This window comes from Bacillus sp. EB106-04-02-XG92, assembly GCF_058791995.1.
Genome location: NZ_JBYTEA010000015.1, coordinates 46,860 through 67,463, shown reverse-complemented (window position 1 = coordinate 67,463; position 20,604 = coordinate 46,860). Strand labels below are relative to the sequence as shown.

At 36.2% G+C, this 20,604-nt stretch carries 18 protein-coding genes; 16 read left to right on the top strand and 2 right to left on the bottom strand.

The genetic code is table 11. The features are described from left to right. Nucleotides 1–184 precede the first annotated feature (184 nt). The 11 genes from hutP (at nt 185) to AC3WVA_RS25585 (ending at nt 13,938) form a co-directional block, all read left to right on the top strand. Nucleotides 185–625, top strand: a complete 441-nt coding sequence (hutP, locus tag AC3WVA_RS25635; RefSeq protein WP_000926516.1) for a histidine utilization transcription antiterminator HutP — start codon at nt 185–187, stop codon at nt 623–625. A gap of 104 nt (nt 626–729) precedes the next feature. After that, on the top strand, nt 730–2,247 hold the full coding sequence (gene hutH / locus AC3WVA_RS25630) for a histidine ammonia-lyase (protein WP_098346171.1): 1,518 nt from the start codon (nt 730–732) through the stop codon (nt 2,245–2,247). 23 nt (nt 2,248–2,270) lie between these two features. Further along, nucleotides 2,271–3,929: a urocanate hydratase gene (hutU, locus tag AC3WVA_RS25625; RefSeq protein ID WP_195756194.1), complete on the top strand. Its 1,659-nt coding sequence runs from the start codon at nt 2,271–2,273 to the stop codon at nt 3,927–3,929. A 12-nt stretch (nt 3,930–3,941) separates the two neighbouring features. Further along, complete coding sequence (gene hutI / locus AC3WVA_RS25620; protein ID WP_098520413.1) at nt 3,942–5,213, top strand: imidazolonepropionase; 1,272 nt, start codon at nt 3,942–3,944, stop codon at nt 5,211–5,213. Then, nucleotides 5,192–6,163, top strand: coding sequence for a formimidoylglutamase (hutG, locus tag AC3WVA_RS25615; RefSeq protein ID WP_195756195.1), 972 nt, complete (start codon nt 5,192–5,194; stop codon nt 6,161–6,163). Before hutI ends, hutG begins: the two co-directional genes overlap by 22 nt. Nucleotides 6,164–6,446: 283 nt before the next feature. Beyond that, complete coding sequence (locus AC3WVA_RS25610; RefSeq protein ID WP_174888006.1) at nt 6,447–6,908, top strand: CarD family transcriptional regulator; 462 nt, start codon at nt 6,447–6,449, stop codon at nt 6,906–6,908. A 591-nt stretch (nt 6,909–7,499) separates the two neighbouring features. Further along, a complete protein-coding gene (locus tag AC3WVA_RS25605) occupies nt 7,500–8,627 on the top strand; it encodes an alkene reductase (RefSeq protein ID WP_195756196.1) in 1,128 nt (375 codons plus the stop codon). 66 nt (nt 8,628–8,693) lie between these two features. Next, nucleotides 8,694–10,262 carry an FMN-binding glutamate synthase family protein gene (locus tag AC3WVA_RS25600; protein ID WP_098346168.1) on the top strand — a complete coding sequence of 523 codons (1,569 nt, stop codon included), beginning with the start codon at nt 8,694–8,696 and terminating at the stop codon, nt 10,260–10,262. A gap of 291 nt (nt 10,263–10,553) precedes the next feature. Beyond that, nucleotides 10,554–12,032: a sodium/proline symporter PutP gene (gene putP / locus AC3WVA_RS25595; RefSeq protein ID WP_142321022.1), complete on the top strand. Its 1,479-nt coding sequence runs from the start codon at nt 10,554–10,556 to the stop codon at nt 12,030–12,032. A 334-nt stretch (nt 12,033–12,366) separates the two neighbouring features. Beyond that, a complete protein-coding gene (locus AC3WVA_RS25590) occupies nt 12,367–13,305 on the top strand; it encodes a ring-cleaving dioxygenase (RefSeq protein WP_071757718.1) in 939 nt (312 codons plus the stop codon). A gap of 24 nt (nt 13,306–13,329) precedes the next feature. Next, complete coding sequence (locus tag AC3WVA_RS25585; RefSeq protein WP_071757717.1) at nt 13,330–13,938, top strand: alpha/beta hydrolase; 609 nt, start codon at nt 13,330–13,332, stop codon at nt 13,936–13,938. Between the two features lie 44 nt (nt 13,939–13,982). On the opposite strand, the gene AC3WVA_RS25580 is transcribed toward AC3WVA_RS25585, so the two are convergent. Continuing rightward, nucleotides 13,983–15,515: a BA3702 family sensor histidine kinase gene (locus AC3WVA_RS25580; protein WP_492322262.1), complete on the bottom strand. Its 1,533-nt coding sequence runs from the start codon at nt 15,513–15,515 to the stop codon at nt 13,983–13,985. Nucleotides 15,516–15,750: 235 nt separating this feature from the next. Between AC3WVA_RS25580 and AC3WVA_RS25575 the strand changes: the two genes are divergently transcribed. Beyond that, nucleotides 15,751–16,122, top strand: coding sequence for a VOC family protein (locus AC3WVA_RS25575; protein ID WP_492322261.1), 372 nt, complete (start codon nt 15,751–15,753; stop codon nt 16,120–16,122). A gap of 20 nt (nt 16,123–16,142) precedes the next feature. Here the strand turns inward: AC3WVA_RS25575 and AC3WVA_RS25570 are convergent, their stop codons facing one another. Further along, the gene (locus AC3WVA_RS25570; RefSeq protein ID WP_000251342.1) at nt 16,143–16,952 is read right to left on the bottom strand and encodes a YitT family protein; all 810 of its coding nucleotides are present in this window, start codon (nt 16,950–16,952) and stop codon (nt 16,143–16,145) included. Between the two features lie 126 nt (nt 16,953–17,078). Between AC3WVA_RS25570 and AC3WVA_RS25565 the strand changes: the two genes are divergently transcribed. The 4 genes from AC3WVA_RS25565 to AC3WVA_RS25550 all read left to right on the top strand — a co-directional run bounded on the left by AC3WVA_RS25565 (nt 17,079) and on the right by AC3WVA_RS25550 (nt 20,546). After that, entirely contained in the window at nt 17,079–17,900 is an 822-nt protein-coding gene (locus tag AC3WVA_RS25565; RefSeq protein WP_141539491.1) for a protein phosphatase 2C domain-containing protein, read from the top strand. A gap of 13 nt (nt 17,901–17,913) precedes the next feature. After that, nucleotides 17,914–18,372 (top strand): peptidoglycan recognition protein family protein, encoded by a 459-nt coding sequence (locus tag AC3WVA_RS25560; RefSeq protein ID WP_098346164.1) that lies wholly within the window; start codon nt 17,914–17,916, stop codon nt 18,370–18,372. Between the two features lie 11 nt (nt 18,373–18,383). Then, on the top strand, nt 18,384–18,635 hold the full coding sequence (locus tag AC3WVA_RS25555) for a DUF2164 domain-containing protein (protein ID WP_001983516.1): 252 nt from the start codon (nt 18,384–18,386) through the stop codon (nt 18,633–18,635). 432 nt (nt 18,636–19,067) lie between these two features. Next, nucleotides 19,068–20,546: a DUF4822 domain-containing protein gene (locus AC3WVA_RS25550; RefSeq protein ID WP_098346202.1), complete on the top strand. Its 1,479-nt coding sequence runs from the start codon at nt 19,068–19,070 to the stop codon at nt 20,544–20,546. Nucleotides 20,547–20,604: the final 58 nt, after the last annotated feature.

Genomic DNA, 20,604 nt, shown 5'->3' with positions numbered 1-20,604 from the left:
CCCCTTTGCATCTGTTATTGAGACTATAGCATGCCTGGAAAATTTGTGTAAATCATTTGTGTACACAAATGGAGAAGATGAAAAAAATGTTTGAATGTGAGTTTAAACTATTGACGATTTAACCGTTTTCATATATTCTTAAATTAAGAAATATTCAAATAATTAAAAGAAATGAGAGAGTCACATGCTTCTTCAAGGAACACATCGAATTGGTCGTATGGCCATGCTGTTGGCACTTGCGGATGAGAATGAAAGCCCTGTATTATCTATCCCAAAAGGTTGGAAGTATTGTACGGGGAAAGTGGGTTCGATGAATTCGCAAAAGGTTGTAGCAGCAATGGAAACAGCGGCTAAAAGCAACCAAGTTATTGAAACAGATGTTTACAGAGAAACACATGCACTTTATCACGCAATTATGGAAGCTTTGTACGGAGTGACGAGAGGTCAAATTCAGTTAGCAGACGTTCTTCGTACAGTAGGACTTCGCTTTGCGATTGTGCGCGGTACACCATACGACGGAAAAAAAGAAGGCGAATGGGTTGCTGTTGCATTATATGGAACGATTGGTGCACCTGTAAAAGGATCTGAGCATGAGGCGATTGGTTTAGGAATTAATCACATATGATTTGCCCATAGTCTATTAGTTAGAAGGGGGCCTTACTTTTTTAAGACAGAAGTCTGTCTTAAAAAGATAAGGTCCCCTTTTGCCTTTTTAAGGAGGAAAAAAGAATGATTACGTTAACAGGACACACATTGACAATTGAAGAAATGAAGAGGTTGTTACTTGAAGGAGAAGGTGTAACAGCTTGTCCAAATAGTATGCAAAAGGTAGCGGAGTGCCGCGAAGTAGTTGAGAAAATTGTAGAGGACGGGAAAGTCGTTTACGGTATTACAACTGGATTTGGAAAGTTCAGTGACGTGCTTATTCAAAAAGATGATGTAAAGGCACTTCAACACAATTTAATTCAGTCACATGCATGCGGGATAGGTGATCCATTTCCTGAGGAAGTATCACGCGGTATGTTAATTTTACGAGCGAACACGATGCTTAAAGGAGTATCTGGCGTTAGACCGCTTGTTGTAAATATGCTTCTTGAGTTTGTAAATCGCAAAATTCACCCAGTCGTTCCGCAACAAGGTTCACTTGGTGCGAGTGGCGATTTAGCGCCTTTATCTCATCTTGCGCTCGTATTATTAGGCGAAGGGGAAGTGTTCTATAAAGGGAAACGTGTTCATGCGATGGTGGCTCTTACAGAAGAAGGTCTTGAGCCGATTGAACTTGAGGCGAAAGAAGGTCTTGCATTAATTAATGGCACGCAGGCGATGACAGCGCAAGGAGTTCTTTCTTATATAGAAGCAGAAGCAACGGCATATCAAGCTGAATTCATTGCTTCGATGACAATTGAAGGGTTACAAGGCATTATTGATGCATTTGATGAAAATGTTCATCAAGCACGTGGTTATAAAGAGCAAGTGGAAGTAGCGAGCAGAATTCGTGACATCCTTCACGACAGTAAGTTAACAACAAAACAAGGAGAACTACGTGTACAGGATGCATATTCACTTCGTTGTATCCCGCAAGTACACGGTGCTTCTTGGCAAGTTTTAAATTATGTGAAAGAAAAATTAGAAATTGAAATGAATGCAGCAACAGATAATCCGCTAATCTTTGATGGCGGAGAAAAAGTAATTTCGGGTGGTAATTTCCACGGTCAACCGATTGCGTTTGCGATGGACTTCTTAAAAGTAGGAATGGCGGAACTTGCAAATATTTCAGAGCGTCGAATTGAGCGTTTAGTAAATCCGCAATTAAATGATTTACCTCCATTTTTAAGTCCAGAACCAGGACTTCAGTCTGGTGCAATGATTATGCAATATGCTGCAGCGTCATTAGTTTCTGAAAATAAAACGTTAGCACATCCGGCGAGTGTGGATTCAATCCCGTCATCAGCTAACCAAGAAGATCACGTAAGTATGGGAACAATCGCTTCACGTCATGCACATCAAATTATTCAAAATGTAAGACGCGTTCTTTCAATTGAAATGATTTGTGCGATGCAAGCAGCAGAATATCGCGGTATTGAAAACATGAGTACAGTGACGAAAAGTTTCTACCATCAAGGTCGTCAGCAAGTGCCTTCTATTACAAATGACCGCATATTCTCAACGGATATTGAAAATATTGCGTATTGGTTAAAAATGAATTATTCGATAAAAGAAAGATTAGATGTAAACGCAGCACTATAAAATGAGAAAAGGGAGAGATTGAAATGGAAAAAGTAAAACAAACAATTCGTGCGCCAAGAGGTACTGAGTTACAAACGAAAGGATGGGTTCAAGAAGCTGCACTTCGTATGTTAATGAACAATTTAGATCCGGAAGTTGCTGAAAAGCCAGAAGAATTAGTTGTATATGGCGGAATTGGCCGTGCAGCTCGTAACTGGGAAAGCTACAATGCAATTATAGATTCATTAAAAACGTTAGAAAGTGATGAAACATTACTTGTTCAATCAGGAAAACCGGTTGCTATCTTTAAATCACATGAAGATGCACCACGCGTTCTTTTAGCGAACTCAAACTTAGTACCGAAGTGGGCGAACTGGGATCACTTCCGTGAACTAGAGAAAAAAGGTCTTATGATGTATGGACAAATGACAGCAGGTAGCTGGATTTACATTGGAACACAAGGTATTTTACAAGGAACATATGAAACGTTTGGTGAAGCGGCACGTCAACATTTCGGTGGTTCATTAAAAGGTACATTAACACTTACCGCTGGTTTAGGTGGTATGGGTGGTGCACAACCTCTTGCTGTAACAATGAATGGCGGTGTTGTTATCGCTATTGATGTTGATAAGCGCAGTATCGATCGTCGTATTGAAAAGAGATACTGTGATATGTATACAGAATCATTAGAAGAAGCATTAACGGTTGCAAACGAGTATAAAGAGAAGAAAGAACCAATTTCTATTGGCTTATTAGGAAATGCGGCAGAGATTTTACCAGAACTAGTGAAGCGTAATATTACGCCAGATTTAGTTACAGATCAAACATCTGCTCATGATCCATTAAACGGTTATATTCCAGTAGGTTACACATTAGAAGAAGCAGCAAAACTTCGTGAAGAAGATCCGGAGCGCTACGTACAATTATCAAAAGAAAGCATGACAAAACATGTAGAAGCAATGCTTGCTATGCAAGCAAAAGGTGCAATTACATTTGATTATGGAAATAACATTCGCCAAGTTGCTTTCGATGAAGGTTTGAAAAATGCATTCGATTTCCCAGGATTCGTTCCAGCATTTATCCGTCCATTATTCTGCGAAGGAAAAGGACCATTCCGCTGGGTAGCACTTTCTGGTGATCCAGAAGATATTTATAAAACAGACGAAGTAATTTTACGTGAGTTTGCTGATAATGAACATTTATGTAACTGGATTCGTATGGCACGTCAGCAAGTTGAGTTCCAAGGTCTTCCGTCACGTATTTGTTGGCTTGGTTACGGTGAGCGCGCGAAATTTGGTCGCATCATTAATGAAATGGTGGAAAATGGTGAATTATCAGCACCGATCGTTATCGGCCGTGACCATTTAGATTGCGGATCAGTAGCATCTCCAAATCGTGAAACAGAAGCGATGAAAGACGGTAGTGATGCAGTAGCAGACTGGCCAATTTTAAATGCATTAATTAACAGTGTAAACGGTGCAAGTTGGGTATCTGTTCACCACGGTGGCGGCGTTGGTATGGGTTATTCACTTCACGCTGGAATGGTTATCGTTGCAGATGGAACAGAAGCAGCAGCAAAACGAATTGAGCGCGTATTAACTTCTGACCCTGGTATGGGTGTTGTTCGTCACGTTGATGCAGGATATGACTTAGCTGTAGAAACTGCGAAAGAAAAAGGCGTTAACATTCCAATGATGAAATAAGGAGGAGAAAACATGCTGGACACTTTACTAATAAATATCGGTCAATTACTAACAATGAATCAAGAAGATGGCTTGTTAAGACGGGAAGCGATGAACACGCTTCCTGTTATCGAAAACGGTGTGGTTGGAATTGAAAATGGCGTAATTACTTTCGTTGGAACAGCGGAAGAAGCGAAAGGATTACAAGCGAAAGAAGTTATTGATTGCGGCGGGAAAATGGTTTCTCCTGGTCTTGTTGATCCGCATACTCACCTTGTATTTGGTGGGTCTCGTGAAAACGAAATTGCACTTAAACTACAAGGAGTGCCGTACTTAGAAATTTTAGAACAAGGCGGAGGTATTCTTTCAACTGTAAATGCAACGAAGCAAGCGTCGAAAGAAGAACTTGTTCAAAAAGCGAAATTCCATTTAGACCGTATGCTATCTTTCGGAGTTACAACTGTAGAAGCGAAGAGTGGTTACGGATTGGATGATGAGACGGAATGGAAACAATTAGAGGCAACGGCACAGTTACAAAAAGAGCATCCAATTGATTTAGTTTCTACATTTTTAGGTGCTCACGCAGTTCCGAAAGAGTATAAAGGTAGATCGAAAGAATTTTTACAATGGATGTTAGACTTACTGCCAGAAATGAAAGAGAAGCAATTAGCGGAATTTGTTGATATTTTCTGCGAAACAGGCGTGTTCTCTGTCGAAGAGTCAAAAGAGTTTTTATTAAAAGCGAAAGAGCTTGGCTTTGATGTGAAAATTCATGCAGATGAAATCGACCCTCTTGGTGGTGCGGAGGCAGCGGCTGAAATTGGTGCAGCATCAGCCGACCATTTAGTTGGCGCTTCTGATAAAGGAATTGAAATGCTTGCAAACTCTAATACAGTAGCCACTTTATTACCGGGAACAACTTTCTATTTAAATAAAGAAAGCTTTGCCCGCGGTCGTAAAATGATCGATGAAGGTGTTGCTGTTGCACTAGCTACAGACTTTAACCCGGGTAGCTGTCCAACTGAAAACATTCAGCTTATTATGAGCATCGCAATGCTGAAGCTGAAAATGACACCAGAAGAAGTTTGGAACGCGGTAACAGTTAACTCTTCTTATGCTATTAATCGAGGCGATGTAGCTGGGAAAATTAGAGTTGGTCGTAAGGCAGATTTAGTTTTATGGGATGCTTACAATTATGCTTACGTACCGTATCATTACGGCGTAAGTCATGTAAATACAGTATGGAAGAATGGTAATATCGCATATACAAGAGGTGAACAATCGTGGAGCACGGCCACTATTTAAAGAAGAATGCAAAGTTTATCGATCGTGAAGTGACGAAATGGAGTGAAATGATTAAAGATTGGGAGGAAGACGTAGAAATATTCGGTGCTGCCTTAATTGGAGCACCCCTTTCTAAACCATCTATTAGTCATTCAGGAGCAAGTTTTGCACCAAAAACAATTCGTGCGATGTTAGATGCATATAGCACGTACGCAATTACAGAAGAACATGATATGAAAGAAAGTGTCTTATATGATTGCGGCGATATTACGATGCATGTGACGGATATAAAAGAGAGTCATAACCGAATTGTGAAAACAGTTGGTCATGTAACGAAAGTAAATCCGAATATGATACCAATCGTTCTTGGCGGGGATCATTCGATTAGTTTTCCGAGTATAACAGGATTTGCAAACAGTAAAGGAAAGATTGGTATTATTCAATTTGATGCCCATCATGATTTACGTAATTTAGATGATGGTGGTCCGTCAAATGGTACCCCTTTCCGTAGTTTACTAGAAAATGGTGTCATTACAGGAAAACAACTCATTCAAATCGGTATTCGTAATTTTTCAAATGCACGAGCATACCATGAATATGCAAAAGAACATGGGGTGACAGTGTATACAATGAAAGATGTACGAAAGCGAGAAATAAAAGATATTATGACGGAAAGTATTGAAGTATTAAGAAAGCAAGGCGTGACTTCTATTTACATTTCTCTTGATATGGACGTACTAGATCAAGCATTCGCACCAGGTTGTCCAGCAATTGGCCCTGGCGGAATGGATAGTATGACTTTACTTGATGCGATTGAATTCCTTGGTAAAGAACCGCTTGTGCAAGGTATGGATATTGTAGAAATCGATCCAACCCTCGATTTCAGAGATATGACGAGTCGAGTAGCTGCGCAAGTGATTATGAGTTTTCTTTTAGCGAGGGAAACAGTCCGTAAGCAGGTTAGTATATAGGCGTGAAGTTAATAGAGAATTTTTACCGATTCCGTATAAAAAACACATTACTACTCATATGAGTAGTAATGTGTTTTTATGTAAAAAGAGAAGGTGAAATTAGAATGTATATATGTGTGGAAAAGTTAATGAGATTACAGGTTTTTAGTGATGTTTTACGAATTTATTTTCTTAGTTAGAAAGAATTGACATAAAAAATAATTTTGTGATAAAATAAAAATTTTGCTAAAAAAGTGATTGTGTGTTAAGATTGAGAAGGTTACCATATATGGAGGTGGATTATTTGTTTCAAATTGGCGATAACATTGTTTATCCAATGCACGGAGCAGGTATAATTAAAGCCGTAGAAGAGAAGGAAATCGCAGGAGAAAAACAACAGTATTATGTTATAAAAATGTCGGGTAGTAATATGGAAGTAATGATTCCGGCAGAGAGAATATTGAGCTCAAATATACGACCAGTCACGGATATAACGGCAATAGCACACATATTGGATGTTTTTCAACATGGAGAATCTGATAGATTACTTACATGGAAACAAAGGTATAAATTGAACACTGATAAAATAAAGACGGGTAAAATACAAGAAGGTGCTGAAGTTGTACGTGATTTATTACGTATGCAGAAAGAAAAAGCACTTAATGCAAGCGAAAAGAAAATGTTAGATAACGCACACGAATTTTTGATTAGTGAACTGGGATTAATTGAAGGTATCACAGAAAGTCAAATAAAAAGCTTTTGTTAAGATTCATTACAAATAATGTATTACATCCCAAAAAAAGATTTTGAATTTTTTGGGAACATAATTATAGAAAATTAATCATTTCAAAGACATTCAACTTTTTCAAACCACTTTTAGAGCATTAACCTCGTTTGTTATTACTACAATCAAATCCATTTTTATTTTTTAATTCTTTACGAATGTTCGAAGTTTAATTAAACACTTCGATAGAATAGTTACTTGATTTTTGCAATCCTGATTCACACTGGCACGGACGAGGAGCCGTAAGGATGAAAGAGAGGTAGGGCTTTCATTGTTTTAGGTTTATAAGTTATTATTTTTAGAAGAATACTGAACCATTTCCACTTCTATTGATAAGGGATTTTTTATAAGTGAAAAGATAATAATTCTTTATAGAAAAGAGATAAAGAAATTGATAACCATATATGGTCAACTAAAAAAGGTTTCCTACTAAGGAAACCTTTTTTAGTTTATTTATAGCATTCTATTTGTTTGATATTCGAATGTTTTGTGGTTAAAGCGTATAAATTGACGTTACTATCTAAAAGTAAGTATGATGCGATTATAGTAAGAATATTTTTAGGAGGAAGAAAAATGACAAATTCAAATAATAAAGCAGCAAGTATTTATGAAGGAACAAATATAAACGCTTGGGGATCTTTTGAAAATATTGAAGAAACGAAGTTGTTTAATCCGATTCAAATTGGATCTTGGTCTCTTCGTAATCGTATAGCAATGGCACCGATGACGAGATGTTTCGCGAATCATGAAACGGGAGTCGTTGGCACTGATGTAGTTGAGTATTATAGAAAGCGTGCAGCTGATGGAGTTGGATTCATTATTACAGAGGGAATCGTCATTAGCCCAAGAGCAAAAGGGAATCCGGGAGTACCAGGGATTTATACACAAGAACAAATCGATTCTTGGAAGCCTGTTACAGAGGCAGTACATAAAGAAGGTGGAACGATTATTGCTCAAATATGGCATGTTGGACGTATGAGTCATCACGAAATAATTGGTGGGCAAATGCCACAAGCACCGTCTGCTATTGCTGCAGAAGGAAATGTTCCACGTTTTCGTAAACCGTTTGATACGCCAGAAGCAATGACGTTAGAAGAAATACAAGAAGTGATTGGTCATTACGCACAAGCTGCGAAGAATGCGATTGAAGCTGGATTTGATGGAGTAGAAATTCACGGCGCACACGGATATTTAATTGATCAATTTACTTATGAGTTTGCAAATAAGCGTACTGATAAATACGGCGGTGACTTAAAGGAAAGATTAACGTTTATGAAAGAAGTAACTGAGGCTGTAATAGAAGCTGTTGGAGCTGATAAAACACTTCTTCGCTTCTCTGCTTTTAAAGGTGATAATCCTACTTATATGTGGGAAAATCCTGAGTTTGCAATTGAAACGTTTGTAAATATGTTCAAAGAAGTTGGGTTAACGATGATTCACCCTTCAACGATGAATTATACGGCAGTTATTGCTGACGGAAAGAATTTTCATCAATTAGTAAGAAAATATTGGGATGGTACGATCATAGGAGTAGGAAATTTAAATCCGAAAGAAGCTGAAAAAGCGTTGCAAGAAGGAACAATTGATGTAGCGGCATTCGGAAGACCTTTAATTGCTAATCCAGATTTTGTTCATCGAATTAAAAATGCTGAAAGTTTAGTTGAATATGATGCGAAAGAGCATCTTGCTACATTAATTTGAATAAAGATAAAAGGAGAACACATCAGGTGTTCTCCTTTTATTATGGATTTCATAGGAGGAAGCGGGATGAGTGAAACGCTACTCGTTATTATTAGTATATTGCTCTTATTGATGCTATTATTAATCATTTTTTTTATTATTACATTTTTCATTAAAAAACGGACGCATCATTCTATATTAAAGCTGCATCCATACTTAGGGAGAATGCGCTATTTACTTGAAAAAATCGGACCGGAATTTCGGCAATATTGGTTTGATCATGATACGGATGGAAAGCCTTTTTCGCGTTATGATTTTCAAAGTGTAATGTTTCTCGCAAAGTATCGTTCTGAAATACTCGGATTTGGATCGAAACGAGATTTTGATGCATCTGGCTATTATATCACTAATACATTATTTCCGATATTAACAGATGAATTAAGTGTGAATGTAACGCAAGAACGTGAAGGGAAAAAGTATGTGATTCATAAAGAAGGGTTATTTTCACGAAGAGAAAAATTGACAGCGGATACAACTAATCTTTGGCTATATGAAGAAGACGATGCAATTATCGTCGGTGAAAATCGTAAATATCCATGGAAACTGTATGGTATGTTTGGTGCATCAGCAACTTCTTACGGTGCGATTGGCGAAAATTATATTTTAGCGAGTGGTTTTGGTGCGAAGATGGCTGGCGGTTCGTGGATTAATACGGGAGAAGGTGGTGTAATACCAGAACATTTACATACAGGTGCAAATATTGTTGCACAAATTGGTCCAGGTTTATTCGGGTATCGTGATGAGGATGGTAATTTTTCAATGGAGAAATTTATGGAGAAAGCGAAAGAAAGTAATATTAAAGCATTCGAATTGAAATTTGGGCAAGGTGCGAAAATACGTGGTGGTCATTTAGAAGGGCAAAAAGTAAATGCAAAGATTGCTTCTGTTCGGAATGTACGAGAAGGCGAGACAATTAATTCACCAAATCGATTTTCATTTTTAAATAATGCAGCAGATACACTGTATTTTATTCAGCGTTTGCAAGAAAATGGCGGTAAACCTGTCGGTATGAAAATTGTAATTGGACAACAAGAGCCGCTAGAAGACTTATTCAAAACGATGAAAGAGTTAAACATCTATCCAGATTTCATTACAATTGATGGTTCAGAAGGTGGATCAGGAGCAACGTATAAATCGATGGCAGATAGTATGGGGATGCCGCTTATTCCAGCATTATTAACTTGTATTGATACAGCGAGTCATTATGGTGTTCGGGATAAATTCAAAGTGTTTGCCTCAGGGAAATTAATTACACCAGATAAAGTGGCAATTGCTTTAGCAATTGGAGCAGATGCCGTAAATTCAGCACGCGGATTTATGATGGCAAGTGGCTGTATCATGGCGCTTCAATGTAATTCCGGACAATGTCCATCTGGGGTTGCCACGACGAATCCGCACTATCAAAAAGCGCTAGATCCGTATGAGAAAAAATGGCGCGTAATGAATTACGTTGTTAGTATGAGATACAGTTTATTCTCACTTGCAGCAGCAGCGGGAGTAAAGAGTCCGCGTCATTTAACGAGAGAGCATATTGTGTTTAAAGATGAGATGGGACGGATCGTTCCTCTTTCACAATTGTTTCCTACTTATGAATAGAAAATAAGCTATGTTAAATAAATTAAAAGTCATACATTTGTATGGCTTTTTTATTTGAAAAATAGGCGTCTTTTAATTTCTGAATATTTTTATTTTAATTTCTTTTGAAAGCCGGGTAATCCACTGGGATAAAGGCGTTTATAAAGGTTTTCACATGTAGTGAAAAGGGCTTGTTCACTTGAAAGAACAAAAAATGTTTGGTAAGGTAGGGAACCATAAGCGAAAACAAGAAAATAGAAAAAGTCATTTTTCGAAATTTTGAATGGCTTATGTAACTAAGGGAGAGATTTGGTGAAGATTGAGATTATGGTTTCGCTTGCTATTTATATGGCAGGTATGTTGTATATCGGTTATTGGTCTTATAAGAAGACATCCGATTTATCAGATTATATGTTAGGCGGAAGGGGACTCGGTCCAGCAGTTACAGCTTTATCAGCTGGTGCTTCTGACATGAGTGGTTGGATGCTAATGGGATTACCTGGTGCGATGTATGCGACAGGATTATCAAGTATATGGATTGCAATAGGTTTATTAATAGGTGCTTATGCAAACTATTTAATTCTTGCCCCCCGTTTGCGAACGTATACAGAAGTGGCAAATGATTCAATTACGATTCCAGACTTTTTAGAGAATCGTTTTAAAGATCGTACAAAAATACTTCGTTTTGTCTCCGCTATCGTCATTTTAGTATTTTTCACATTTTATGCGTCGGCTGGTTTAGTATCAGGTGGACGTTTGTTTGAGAACTCTTTCAACCTAGATTATAAAGTTGGTTTATTTGTAACTGTCGGTGTCGTAGTTGCTTATACACTATTCGGTGGCTTTTTAGCAGTAAGTTGGACTGACTTTGTGCAAGGGTGTATTATGTTTATTGCTCTTGTATTAGTACCAATTGTTGCTTTTACAGATGTGGGCGGTGTAACAGAAACATTCAATACAATTAAGCAAGTTGATGCATCGCGTTTAGATATGCTTAAAGGGACTACAATTCTTGGGATTATTTCATTTTTAGCATGGGGTCTTGGGTATTTTGGTCAACCGCATATTATTGTCCGTTTTATGGCAATTACCTCAATTAAAGATTTAAAAACTTCTCGTAGAATCGGTATCGGTTGGATGACGATTTCCATTATAGGTGCAATGCTTACTGGTTTAATTGGTATTGCTTATTACGCTAAAAATAATACGACATTACAAGATCCAGAAATGGTCTTTGTAACATTCTCAAATATCTTATTCCATCCGTACATCACTGGGTTTTTACTATCAGCTATTTTGGCTTCGATTATGAGTAGTATTTCCTCGCAATTACTCGTTATTTCAAGTGCTGTAACGGAAGATTTCTATAAAACATTTTTCCGTCGTAACGCAAGTGATAAAGAACTTGTATTTATCGGTAGACTGTCAGTATTAGTAGTAGCTATGATCGCAGTTGTTTTAGCTTATCATCCAAGTGATACAATTTTAACACTTGTCGGTTATGCTTGGGCAGGATTTGGTTCAGCATTCGGACCTGCAATTTTATTAAGTTTATATTGGAAAAGAACGAACAAATGGGGCGTTCTTGCAGGGATGATTGTAGGTGCAGTAGTTGTAATTACTTGGGTACAAATTCCAAGTTTAAAAGCGACTATGTATGAAATGGTACCTGGATTCTTCTGTAGCTTATTAGCTGTTATTATTGTAAGTTTAGTAACAAAAGAACCTGTGAAAGCAATTCATCGTGAATTTAATGAGATGGAAGCAGTGCTTGAAGAGGAAACGAAATAATTAACGAAGAGAGTAAACTGGCGTTTACTCTCTTTTTATTTAAAATGAAAATAAGGAACTTATTGACAACTAAAAGTAAGTAACTTATAATAAGTTTAAGTTTAAGGTAATTTGTACTTTGAATAAAGATTTCAAATGCAGTAAATATTTTTTTGAGTATTATCTCGAATTTGAGATGATTTTGATGAGTTGGAAGTTAAAGTGTGATTTTATAATTAAAATCTCGAATTCGAGATAAAATTATCATGACGGATTTTACTATGCAGTATGGACAAAATGAATAATGAATTTTAATGTATAAAAATTTTATAAGGGACTAAAAGGAGTGAACGAAATGGAAAAGAAAACAATGGGGATTCATCATATTACAGCAATCGTAGGGCATCCACAAGAAAATGTAGATTTTTATGCTGGTGTATTAGGGTTACGTTTAGTGAAACAAACTGTGAATTTTGATGATCCGGGCACGTACCATCTTTATTTTGGGAATGAAGGAGGAAAACCTGGAACAATTATTACGTTTTTCCCATGGGCTGGTGCTCGTCAAGGCGTTATTGGAGATGGGCAAGTAGGCATTACGTCTTATGTCGTACCAAAAGGTGCAATGGAGTTTTGGGAACATAGATTAGAAAAATTCGATGTTGCATATACAAAAATGACTCGATTTGGAGAGCAGTATTTAGAATTTGATGATCCACATGGTTTGCATATAGAATTAGTAGAAAGAGAAGAGGGCGAATTAAATAATTGGACTTTTGGAGAAGTTACGCCAGAAGTAGCAATTAAAGGATTTGGCGGTGCTGTTCTTTTATCGGCACAACCTCAAAAAACTGCTGAATTGTTAGAGCATGTTATGGGTCTTGAGAAAATTGGAGAAGAAGGTGAATTCGTTCGATTCCGTTCTTCTGCTGACATTGGAAATATTATCGACTTGAGATTATCAACAATCGGGCGTGGCCAAATGGGTGTTGGTACAGTTCATCATATTGCTTGGAGAGCGAGTGATGATGATGATCAACTAGACTGGAAAGAGCATGTGTCTCGTTTTGGATATCACGTAACTCCTGTACAAGATCGCAATTATTTTAACGCAATTTATTTTAGAGAACACGGGGAAATCTTATTTGAAATTGCAACAGACCCTCCTGGTTTCGCTCATGACGAATCGTTAGAGACGATGGGTGAGGAATTAAAGTTACCGGAGCAATATGAATCACATAGAAACCAAATTGAACAAACACTTCTACCATTTGAAGTGAGAAATTTAGATTAAAGTGATTGAAAGGGGAAAAGGATTATGATGAAACATGTTTTTCAAAAAGGAAAAGATACGTCAAAACCAGTGTTGTTATTACTTCATGGTACAGGAGGTAATGAATTAGATTTATTACCACTCGCAGAAATAATTGACCCAGAAGCATCTGTATTAAGTGTTAGAGGAAATGTATTAGAAAATGGCATGCCACGTTTCTTCCGTAGATTGGCAGAAGGCATTTTTGATGAAGAAGATTTGATTTTCCGTACGAAGGAATTAAATGAGTTTTTAGATGAAGCTGCAAAAACATATGAATTTGATAGAAATAACATTGTAGCTATCGGTTATTCAAATGGGGCAAACATTGCTGCAAGTTTATTATTCCATTACGAAAATGCGTTGAAAGGTGCTGTGCTCCATCACCCAATGGTACCGCGAAGAGGAACGCAATTGCCTAATTTAGCAGGGAAATCCGTGTTTATCGCTGCTGGGACAAATGACCCGATTTGTTCATCAGCAGAGTCAGAGGAATTGAAGGTGCTATTAGAAAGTGCAACTGCAAACGTAACAATGCACTGGGAAAATAGAGGTCATCAATTAACAATGGATGAAGTAGAAAAAGCAAAAGAATGGTATGATAAAGTATTTTAAAAAAGAAGCATCTGCTAACAATTAGCAGATGTTTCTTTTTTTATTTATGACTGAATCGTAAGATGAGATGAAGAAAGTGGCAATTGAATATCAACGATCGTACCTTTATTTAATTCGCTTGAAATGTATAATTTACCATGATGTTCTTCAATTATTTTGTAACACATCATTAATCCTAGTCCAGTTCCTTTTTCTTTTAAACTATAAAACGGTTCCCCTAGACGAGAGATACGGTCTTCTGGGATACCGCAACCTTCGTCAATAATCCGTATTAAAATGAAAGCATCATCAAATGGTTTTGTTTGGATGTAAATATTTCCGCCATTTGGCATCGCTTCTATCGCATTTTTTAATATATTTATGAAAACTTGTTTTAGTTGGTTACCATCACACTGAATATCATGTTTGTAATCAAAATGATCCATAATGATATGAACACTATGCATAACAGCAGTTGGTAAAATAAATGTAACTACCTCTTCAATTAAAGTTTGTATGTTACAAGTTTGGATAGATAATACTTGTGGTTTAGACATCGCCATAAATTGACTAGTGATAGATTCCATCTGTGAAATCTCACTTAACATAACATCGATATACCATTTTTGCTCCTCATTTATTTCAGGGAGTAGCAATGTTAGAAAACCTTTTAGAGAAGTGAGTGGATTTCGAATTTCATGGGCGATTCCAGCTGTCAGTTGTCCGACTACCGCGAGCTTTTCTGATTTTCGTAATAACTTTTCCGTTTCTTTTAGTTCGGTAACGTCTCTTCCCATTACGATAAGACCTTTTCGCGAGCCGTCAGGATGATAAAGTGGAACTTTCGATATACTTAAGATTAGGTCGGAATCATCTCTATGAATAATGAATTCCTCACCATGAAGAATTTGTCTTTGTTGCCATGCTAGTTCGTCGACTTCTTCACAATGTAAAAAAGCTTCTCGGTAGGCTTCGTTATATTGAATGAGTTCACTATCTTTTTTCCCGTGATAAGGTACATGGTGGAAATTGAAACAAGAAAGTGCATAGTCATTTGCTTCAAGCCAGCGTCCTTCATGATCCTTAAATATAACAAACGCAGGCATGGAGTTCACTAATGTACGTAATCTCTTCTCACTTTCTTTTAGCATATTCTCAATTCTTTCTGATTTTTCAAGAGGTTTCATAATGGCATATACGCCAGTTAGACGATTTTGGACAAAAATAGGTACTAGTTTTGTTACGACATCTAATAAGAATCCATTTTTATGATAAATAGATAAAATATATTCTTGTTGATTATCCGCTTCCGTATTCTTTATATTTTGTAATACTTGCTCAGAAATATGGGCTTCTAAAATAGAGATAATATTTTTCTGTTCTAATTCTAAAGAAGAGTAACCTAATATTTTTTCGGCAGAAGGATTTATATGTAAAATAATGCCCTCCAAATTTAATGAAATAATACTATCAGGATTGTGTTCGAACAGAGATGCGTACATTTCTGTTAATGAACGATCTTGTATATGGTTTCGCAAACGTCTAGAAATGTTCGGATGACGTTTTCTTTGAGTTGATGAATATTTTTTACGACTCATAATAGTTCCTCCGTACAAATAGCATCTAAAAAGATTTGTCTATTCATAACTATAATATAGATGTAATGTGTATTTCTATAAAAAATGGAAGTTATATAATAATTTTTGTTTTCTTTATTTTGGAAAAGTGCGTATAAGGTCGTAATAAGGGGAGCTTATATTGTTTTATAAATCATTTGTAAGTTACAGGAGTAGGTTTTCCTTATAATATTAGGATAAAAGAGGGGGAAAGAAAATGAGAAATTATATTCAAGGGATTGATCATGTGCAAGTAGCTGCGCCTGTAGGGTGTGAAGAAGAAGCACGAGCGTTTTATGGTGAAAAAATTGGTATGGAGGAAATACCGAAACCAAAGGAATTAAAGAAGCGTGGTGGATGTTGGTTTAAGTGTGGAAATCAAGAAATTCATATCGGAGTTGAGCAAAACTTCAATCCAGCTAAAAAGGCGCATCCAGCTTTTTATGTTTTAAGAATAGATGAATTTAAACAAGAGTTAATAAAGCAAGGTATTGAAGTAATAGATGATCATGCACGTCCAGATGTAATTAGATTCTATGTATCAGATCCGTTCGGAAATCGAATTGAATTTATGGAAAATAAAAACTAGGTGGATTTCCACCTAGTTTTTTAACCTTTTCTAAACAATCCTAATACTTCAACCGTTTCAGTAATGTTAACGAATGCATGAGGGTCGATTTCAGAAATTGTTAATTTCATACTTGCTAATTCTTCACGAGAAACGACTGTCATAAGTACGCGTTTCTTTTCGCTAGAATAAGCACCTTCGCCATCGAGTAATGTAATTCCACGTACAACAGTTGAAAGAAGTTGTTTTTTCATTTTTTCTGCTTCATTTGTTACAATCATAAGTGTAACCTTTCGATGTTTCGTATGAATAGCATCGATCACTTTACCAGTTACATAAATGGAAAGTAAGCTTGTAAGAGCAACATCCCAAGTGAAGAAGAATCCTGCAATGATTACAACGACTGCATTTAAAATAATAAGGAATCCGCCAAGTTTAATGTCTCGTTTGCGAGATAACAACATACCGATAATATCAAATCCACCAGTTGAGCCATTGCAGTTAAAGACAAGACCGATACCAGCTCCGGCAATAACACCACCAAAGATAGATGATAAAAGTGGATCTGTTGCTACGACTTTCACTGGAACATAGTATAATGCAACAGATAATACAATAACAGAGATAACAGTGTTAAAAATTACTTTTTTTCCAAGCCCTATGTATCCTAAAATAAGGATAGGTAAGTTTAATACAAAGTTAATAATACCTGTGTTTACAGGAGTTACAATCCCTAAAATAATAGCAATTCCGCCAATTCCACTACTTAAAATTTTGTGGGGGATAAGGAAAAGATTAAAGGCAATCGCAATAATAATAGAACCAATAATAACACCAAGAAATCTGACCATCTCTTTCCCGTCCTTCACTAAAAAATTCATATTATTTCAAGATTATATATGATATTGAAAGTTTTGGGTAAAAACAGTTTATTTTGGAAAATTAGATTAATCAAAATAATTCGAGTGTTTTATCATTTGAAAGGGGATACAGTTGTGAAGATAAAAAGATATCAACAGAAAAGCCCGTTGAAGCGAGAATGTGAGGATTCTTATTTTTGTAATGAAGAAAAAAAGATGTATGGTGTATGCGATGGAGCAACACCGCTTGTGCCGTTTCGTGATGAAAAGGGACATAATGGAGCATACATCGCTTCGCATTTATTTGCAAGTTATTTTGCTTCATTACGTGAAAATCATAGTTTACAAGTTGCAGTTGCAAAAGCAAATGAAGCATTGCAAAGAAAAATGCTAGAATATGAAGTAGACACGAGAAAAAAAGAGCATTTGTGGTGTACATGTATTGCGGCCGTTCAAATAGATGGTGAGAAAATTGAATACGTACAGTTAGGGGACTGTATGATTGTCGCAATACTTCAAAATGGAACGATGCAAGTATTAACGAAAGACACAGTTGAAGGAATTAGTAAACGAGCAAAAAAGAAAAGAGAAGAAGATCGTAAAAAGGGATTATCTGTACCAGAAGAACATGTTTTTCAAGATGTGCGAGAACAGTTAAAATATAATCGTTATCTTGCAAATGTAAAGGATGGGTATTCCGTTGCGAATGGAATGAAAGAAGCGATTCATTATTTGCAGCATGGGGAATTACATATAGATGAAGTGAGTGGGATTTTTATTTGTTCAGACGGATTATTCCACCCAGATTGGCCACTCGAACAAACTGTTGCATATATAAGAGCGAATAGTATAAATGAATATGTAGCAATTATTGAAGAGCTAGAAGTGGAAAAGAGAATACGACCAGATGATAAAACAATTATGATGATTGATTTTTAAGGGGGATATTCAAATGGAAATCAAATGTGTTAATTTAACATTTCAAGATGAATTAGTTCCTTTAGAAAAAGTAAACAAACTGATTATCCACCATACATCCGAAGATGGATGGGATGTGTATAAAACACATGAATTTCATCAAAAAGTAAGAGGATGGAGCGGAATCGGTTACAATTATTTTATTGAAGAAGATGGAACTGTAATCGAAGGACGCGGTTTACATATTGGAGCACATGCGAAAGATAATAATAGAGATACAATTGGAATATGTATGACGGGTAATTTTGATAAATATGATCCAACTACCGCACAAATGAATGCATTATATTCTTTATGTAAAATGTTTATGAAACAGTTTGCTATAAAGAAAGAAAGTATACTCGGTCACAGGGAGCTAGAAGGCGTTACAAAAAGTTGTCCTGGAAAGCGTTTTTCTATGGTAGAGTTAAGAAACGTACTATCTTACATATAGAGGAGTAATATATGATGATGAATATAAAAATACCAAATGATAAAAAAGAAGAGCTAGTAGCACAAATTCAGCAATTTTTCGTTGAAGAAGATTTAGATGAAATTGGGCGCTTCCAAGCAGAGCGTTTAATAGAAGAAATGATTAAATTAGTAGGACCATTTGCATACAATCAAGCAATTGGAGATGCTAGAAAGCTTGTAACAGAGAAACTATCTAATATTGAAGAAGATTTGTATGTGTTAGAGAAGAGTGAAGGGAAGTAAACTTTCGCCAATTATGAAATAAGTATTTGCCACGGCTTCTTTCCGATATTTTATTTGGTAAGGGCCGTGAAATTGTTTTTGGACATATAAAATAAAACCTCTTTTTTGCCGGGATCCTAGAATTAAAAAACGTTATTCTTTCTTAACAAGCTAGATGAGAAAGAATAACGTTTTTTTACAGAGTGAGATTAAAAATATATTATGTTAATTTTATCTTTTTTTTATAATTTATTTATGGGCAATTTATAGTTGCTATTTATAATTCCTATATATAGTAGCTATGAATATTACGAGAAAGAACTTTGGCGGTGTAACACTTTGTATCCAATTAGCTGTAATCAAAATTTAAAACATGAATTGCTCACATAGAATTTTCTTTTGAAAGATAAGTGATGTAATTCTTTGTTAAATGAAGGAAGGGATTGGGAAGCTATGAATAAAACAATTTTAAAAACATGTATCATATCAGCAGTTTTAGGTGGAAGTTTATTAAGTGAAACGAATGGAGAGGTGAGAGCAGAAGCGGCTACACCACAAACGAATCATACTGGTGTATTCAAAGATGTTCCAAAGGGGCACTGGGCATATGAGGCGATTCAGCAATTAACAGGTGAGAAAATCATTTTTGGCTATGATGATGGAAGATTTGGTTTTGGAGATAATGTAACACGTGAGCAAGTTGCAGCGTTAATGTATCGTTATTTTAATATAGTAGAAAACAAAAGTTATGAGAACCCATATGGGGATATAAGTGAAGATTCGACAAGCTATATAAAGGAAATCTTGTCTTTAACAGAAATGGGTGTTTTTACGGGTGACGAGAATGGGAACTTTAGACCGAAGGCATCCTTAACACGTGCAGAAATGGCTCAGGTTCTTACAAATGCTTTTCATTTACAGGCAAAGAGTGATCACACTTTTACTGATGTTTCACCGAACTCATGGGCAAGAAATGCAATTAGTGCTGTTCAAACAAATAATATTGCAAAAGGAGTAGGAGGAGGGAATTTTGCTCCAAGTATGGATGTGACACGTGAACAGTACGCACAATTTTTATACAATGCAATACAAGAAACTGAGCGAACTAAACAAACGAAAGGGCAAATACTGGCTAGTATACTCAGTGAAACGAATTGGCAAGGGACAAAAGTCTATGACAAAGATCATAATGATGTAACGAAAGAAAATCAAAATTTCATCGGGCTTGCAAAATATGATGCTAAAACTGCAAGGTATGAATTTTTTCATGCAAATACAGGAGATAGTCGTAATGATAGCGGTACCTTTTTTATAACGAATGATGGAAAGAAAAGAGTGTTGATTTCTGAAACGAAAAATTATCAGGCGGTTGTTGAATTAACGCAATTAGATAAGGAGAAATTTACATATAAAAGAATGGGGAAAGATGCAAAAGGAAACGATGTAGAAGTGTTTGTTGAACATGTTCCTTATCATGAAAAAGAACTTTCTTTCACGCGACCTGATAAAAGTTTAGAAAGCTCGACGGGGAAAATAGTTACGGACGTTGATGGAGATAAAATTTTATCTAGTACACTATGGAATGGAACGGTAGTATTAGACGAACAAGGTAATGATGTAACAAAATACAACTCAAACTTTATTAGTCTAGCAAAATACGATAAAAATACAAATAAATATGAGTTTTTCAATGTGAATACAGGAGAAAGTCGTGGAGACTATGGTTTCTTTGATGTTGTACATGGTAATAAAATAAGGGCTCACGCTTCGTTAGGGAATAATAAATATGGTGCGGTTCTTGAACTTACAGAGTTAAATAAAAAGAAATTTACGTATACAAGACTAGGGAAAGATGCGAATGGAAAAGATATAAAAATCTTTGTTGAGCACGAACCGTATACAGGTGACCTAAAACCAAATTTCACAAAGTAAGATGTAAAATAGTTGTTTATAGACAAAAAGATGCCTTCGGGCATCTTTTTGTCGTTTT

Excerpts from the sequence above, each read along its gene's own strand:
- hutP (WP_000926516.1), top strand. The coding sequence starts at position 185 with ATGCTTCTTCAAGGAACACATCGAATTGGTCGTATGGCCATGCTGTTG.
- hutH (WP_098346171.1), top strand. The coding sequence starts at position 730 with ATGATTACGTTAACAGGACACACATTGACAATTGAAGAAATGAAGAGG.
- hutU (WP_195756194.1), top strand. The coding sequence starts at position 2,271 with ATGGAAAAAGTAAAACAAACAATTCGTGCGCCAAGAGGTACTGAGTTA.
- hutI (WP_098520413.1), top strand. The coding sequence starts at position 3,942 with ATGCTGGACACTTTACTAATAAATATCGGTCAATTACTAACAATGAAT.
- AC3WVA_RS25605 (WP_195756196.1), top strand. The coding sequence starts at position 7,500 with ATGACAAATTCAAATAATAAAGCAGCAAGTATTTATGAAGGAACAAAT.
- AC3WVA_RS25600 (WP_098346168.1), top strand. The coding sequence starts at position 8,694 with ATGAGTGAAACGCTACTCGTTATTATTAGTATATTGCTCTTATTGATG.
- AC3WVA_RS25590 (WP_071757718.1), top strand. The coding sequence starts at position 12,367 with ATGGAAAAGAAAACAATGGGGATTCATCATATTACAGCAATCGTAGGG.
- AC3WVA_RS25585 (WP_071757717.1), top strand. The coding sequence starts at position 13,330 with ATGATGAAACATGTTTTTCAAAAAGGAAAAGATACGTCAAAACCAGTG.
- AC3WVA_RS25580 (WP_492322262.1), bottom strand. The coding sequence starts at position 15,515 with ATGAGTCGTAAAAAATATTCATCAACTCAAAGAAAACGTCATCCGAAC.
- AC3WVA_RS25575 (WP_492322261.1), top strand. The coding sequence starts at position 15,751 with ATGAGAAATTATATTCAAGGGATTGATCATGTGCAAGTAGCTGCGCCT.
- AC3WVA_RS25570 (WP_000251342.1), bottom strand. The coding sequence starts at position 16,952 with ATGGTCAGATTTCTTGGTGTTATTATTGGTTCTATTATTATTGCGATT.
- AC3WVA_RS25560 (WP_098346164.1), top strand. The coding sequence starts at position 17,914 with ATGGAAATCAAATGTGTTAATTTAACATTTCAAGATGAATTAGTTCCT.
- AC3WVA_RS25555 (WP_001983516.1), top strand. The coding sequence starts at position 18,384 with ATGATGATGAATATAAAAATACCAAATGATAAAAAAGAAGAGCTAGTA.
- AC3WVA_RS25550 (WP_098346202.1), top strand. The coding sequence starts at position 19,068 with ATGAATAAAACAATTTTAAAAACATGTATCATATCAGCAGTTTTAGGT.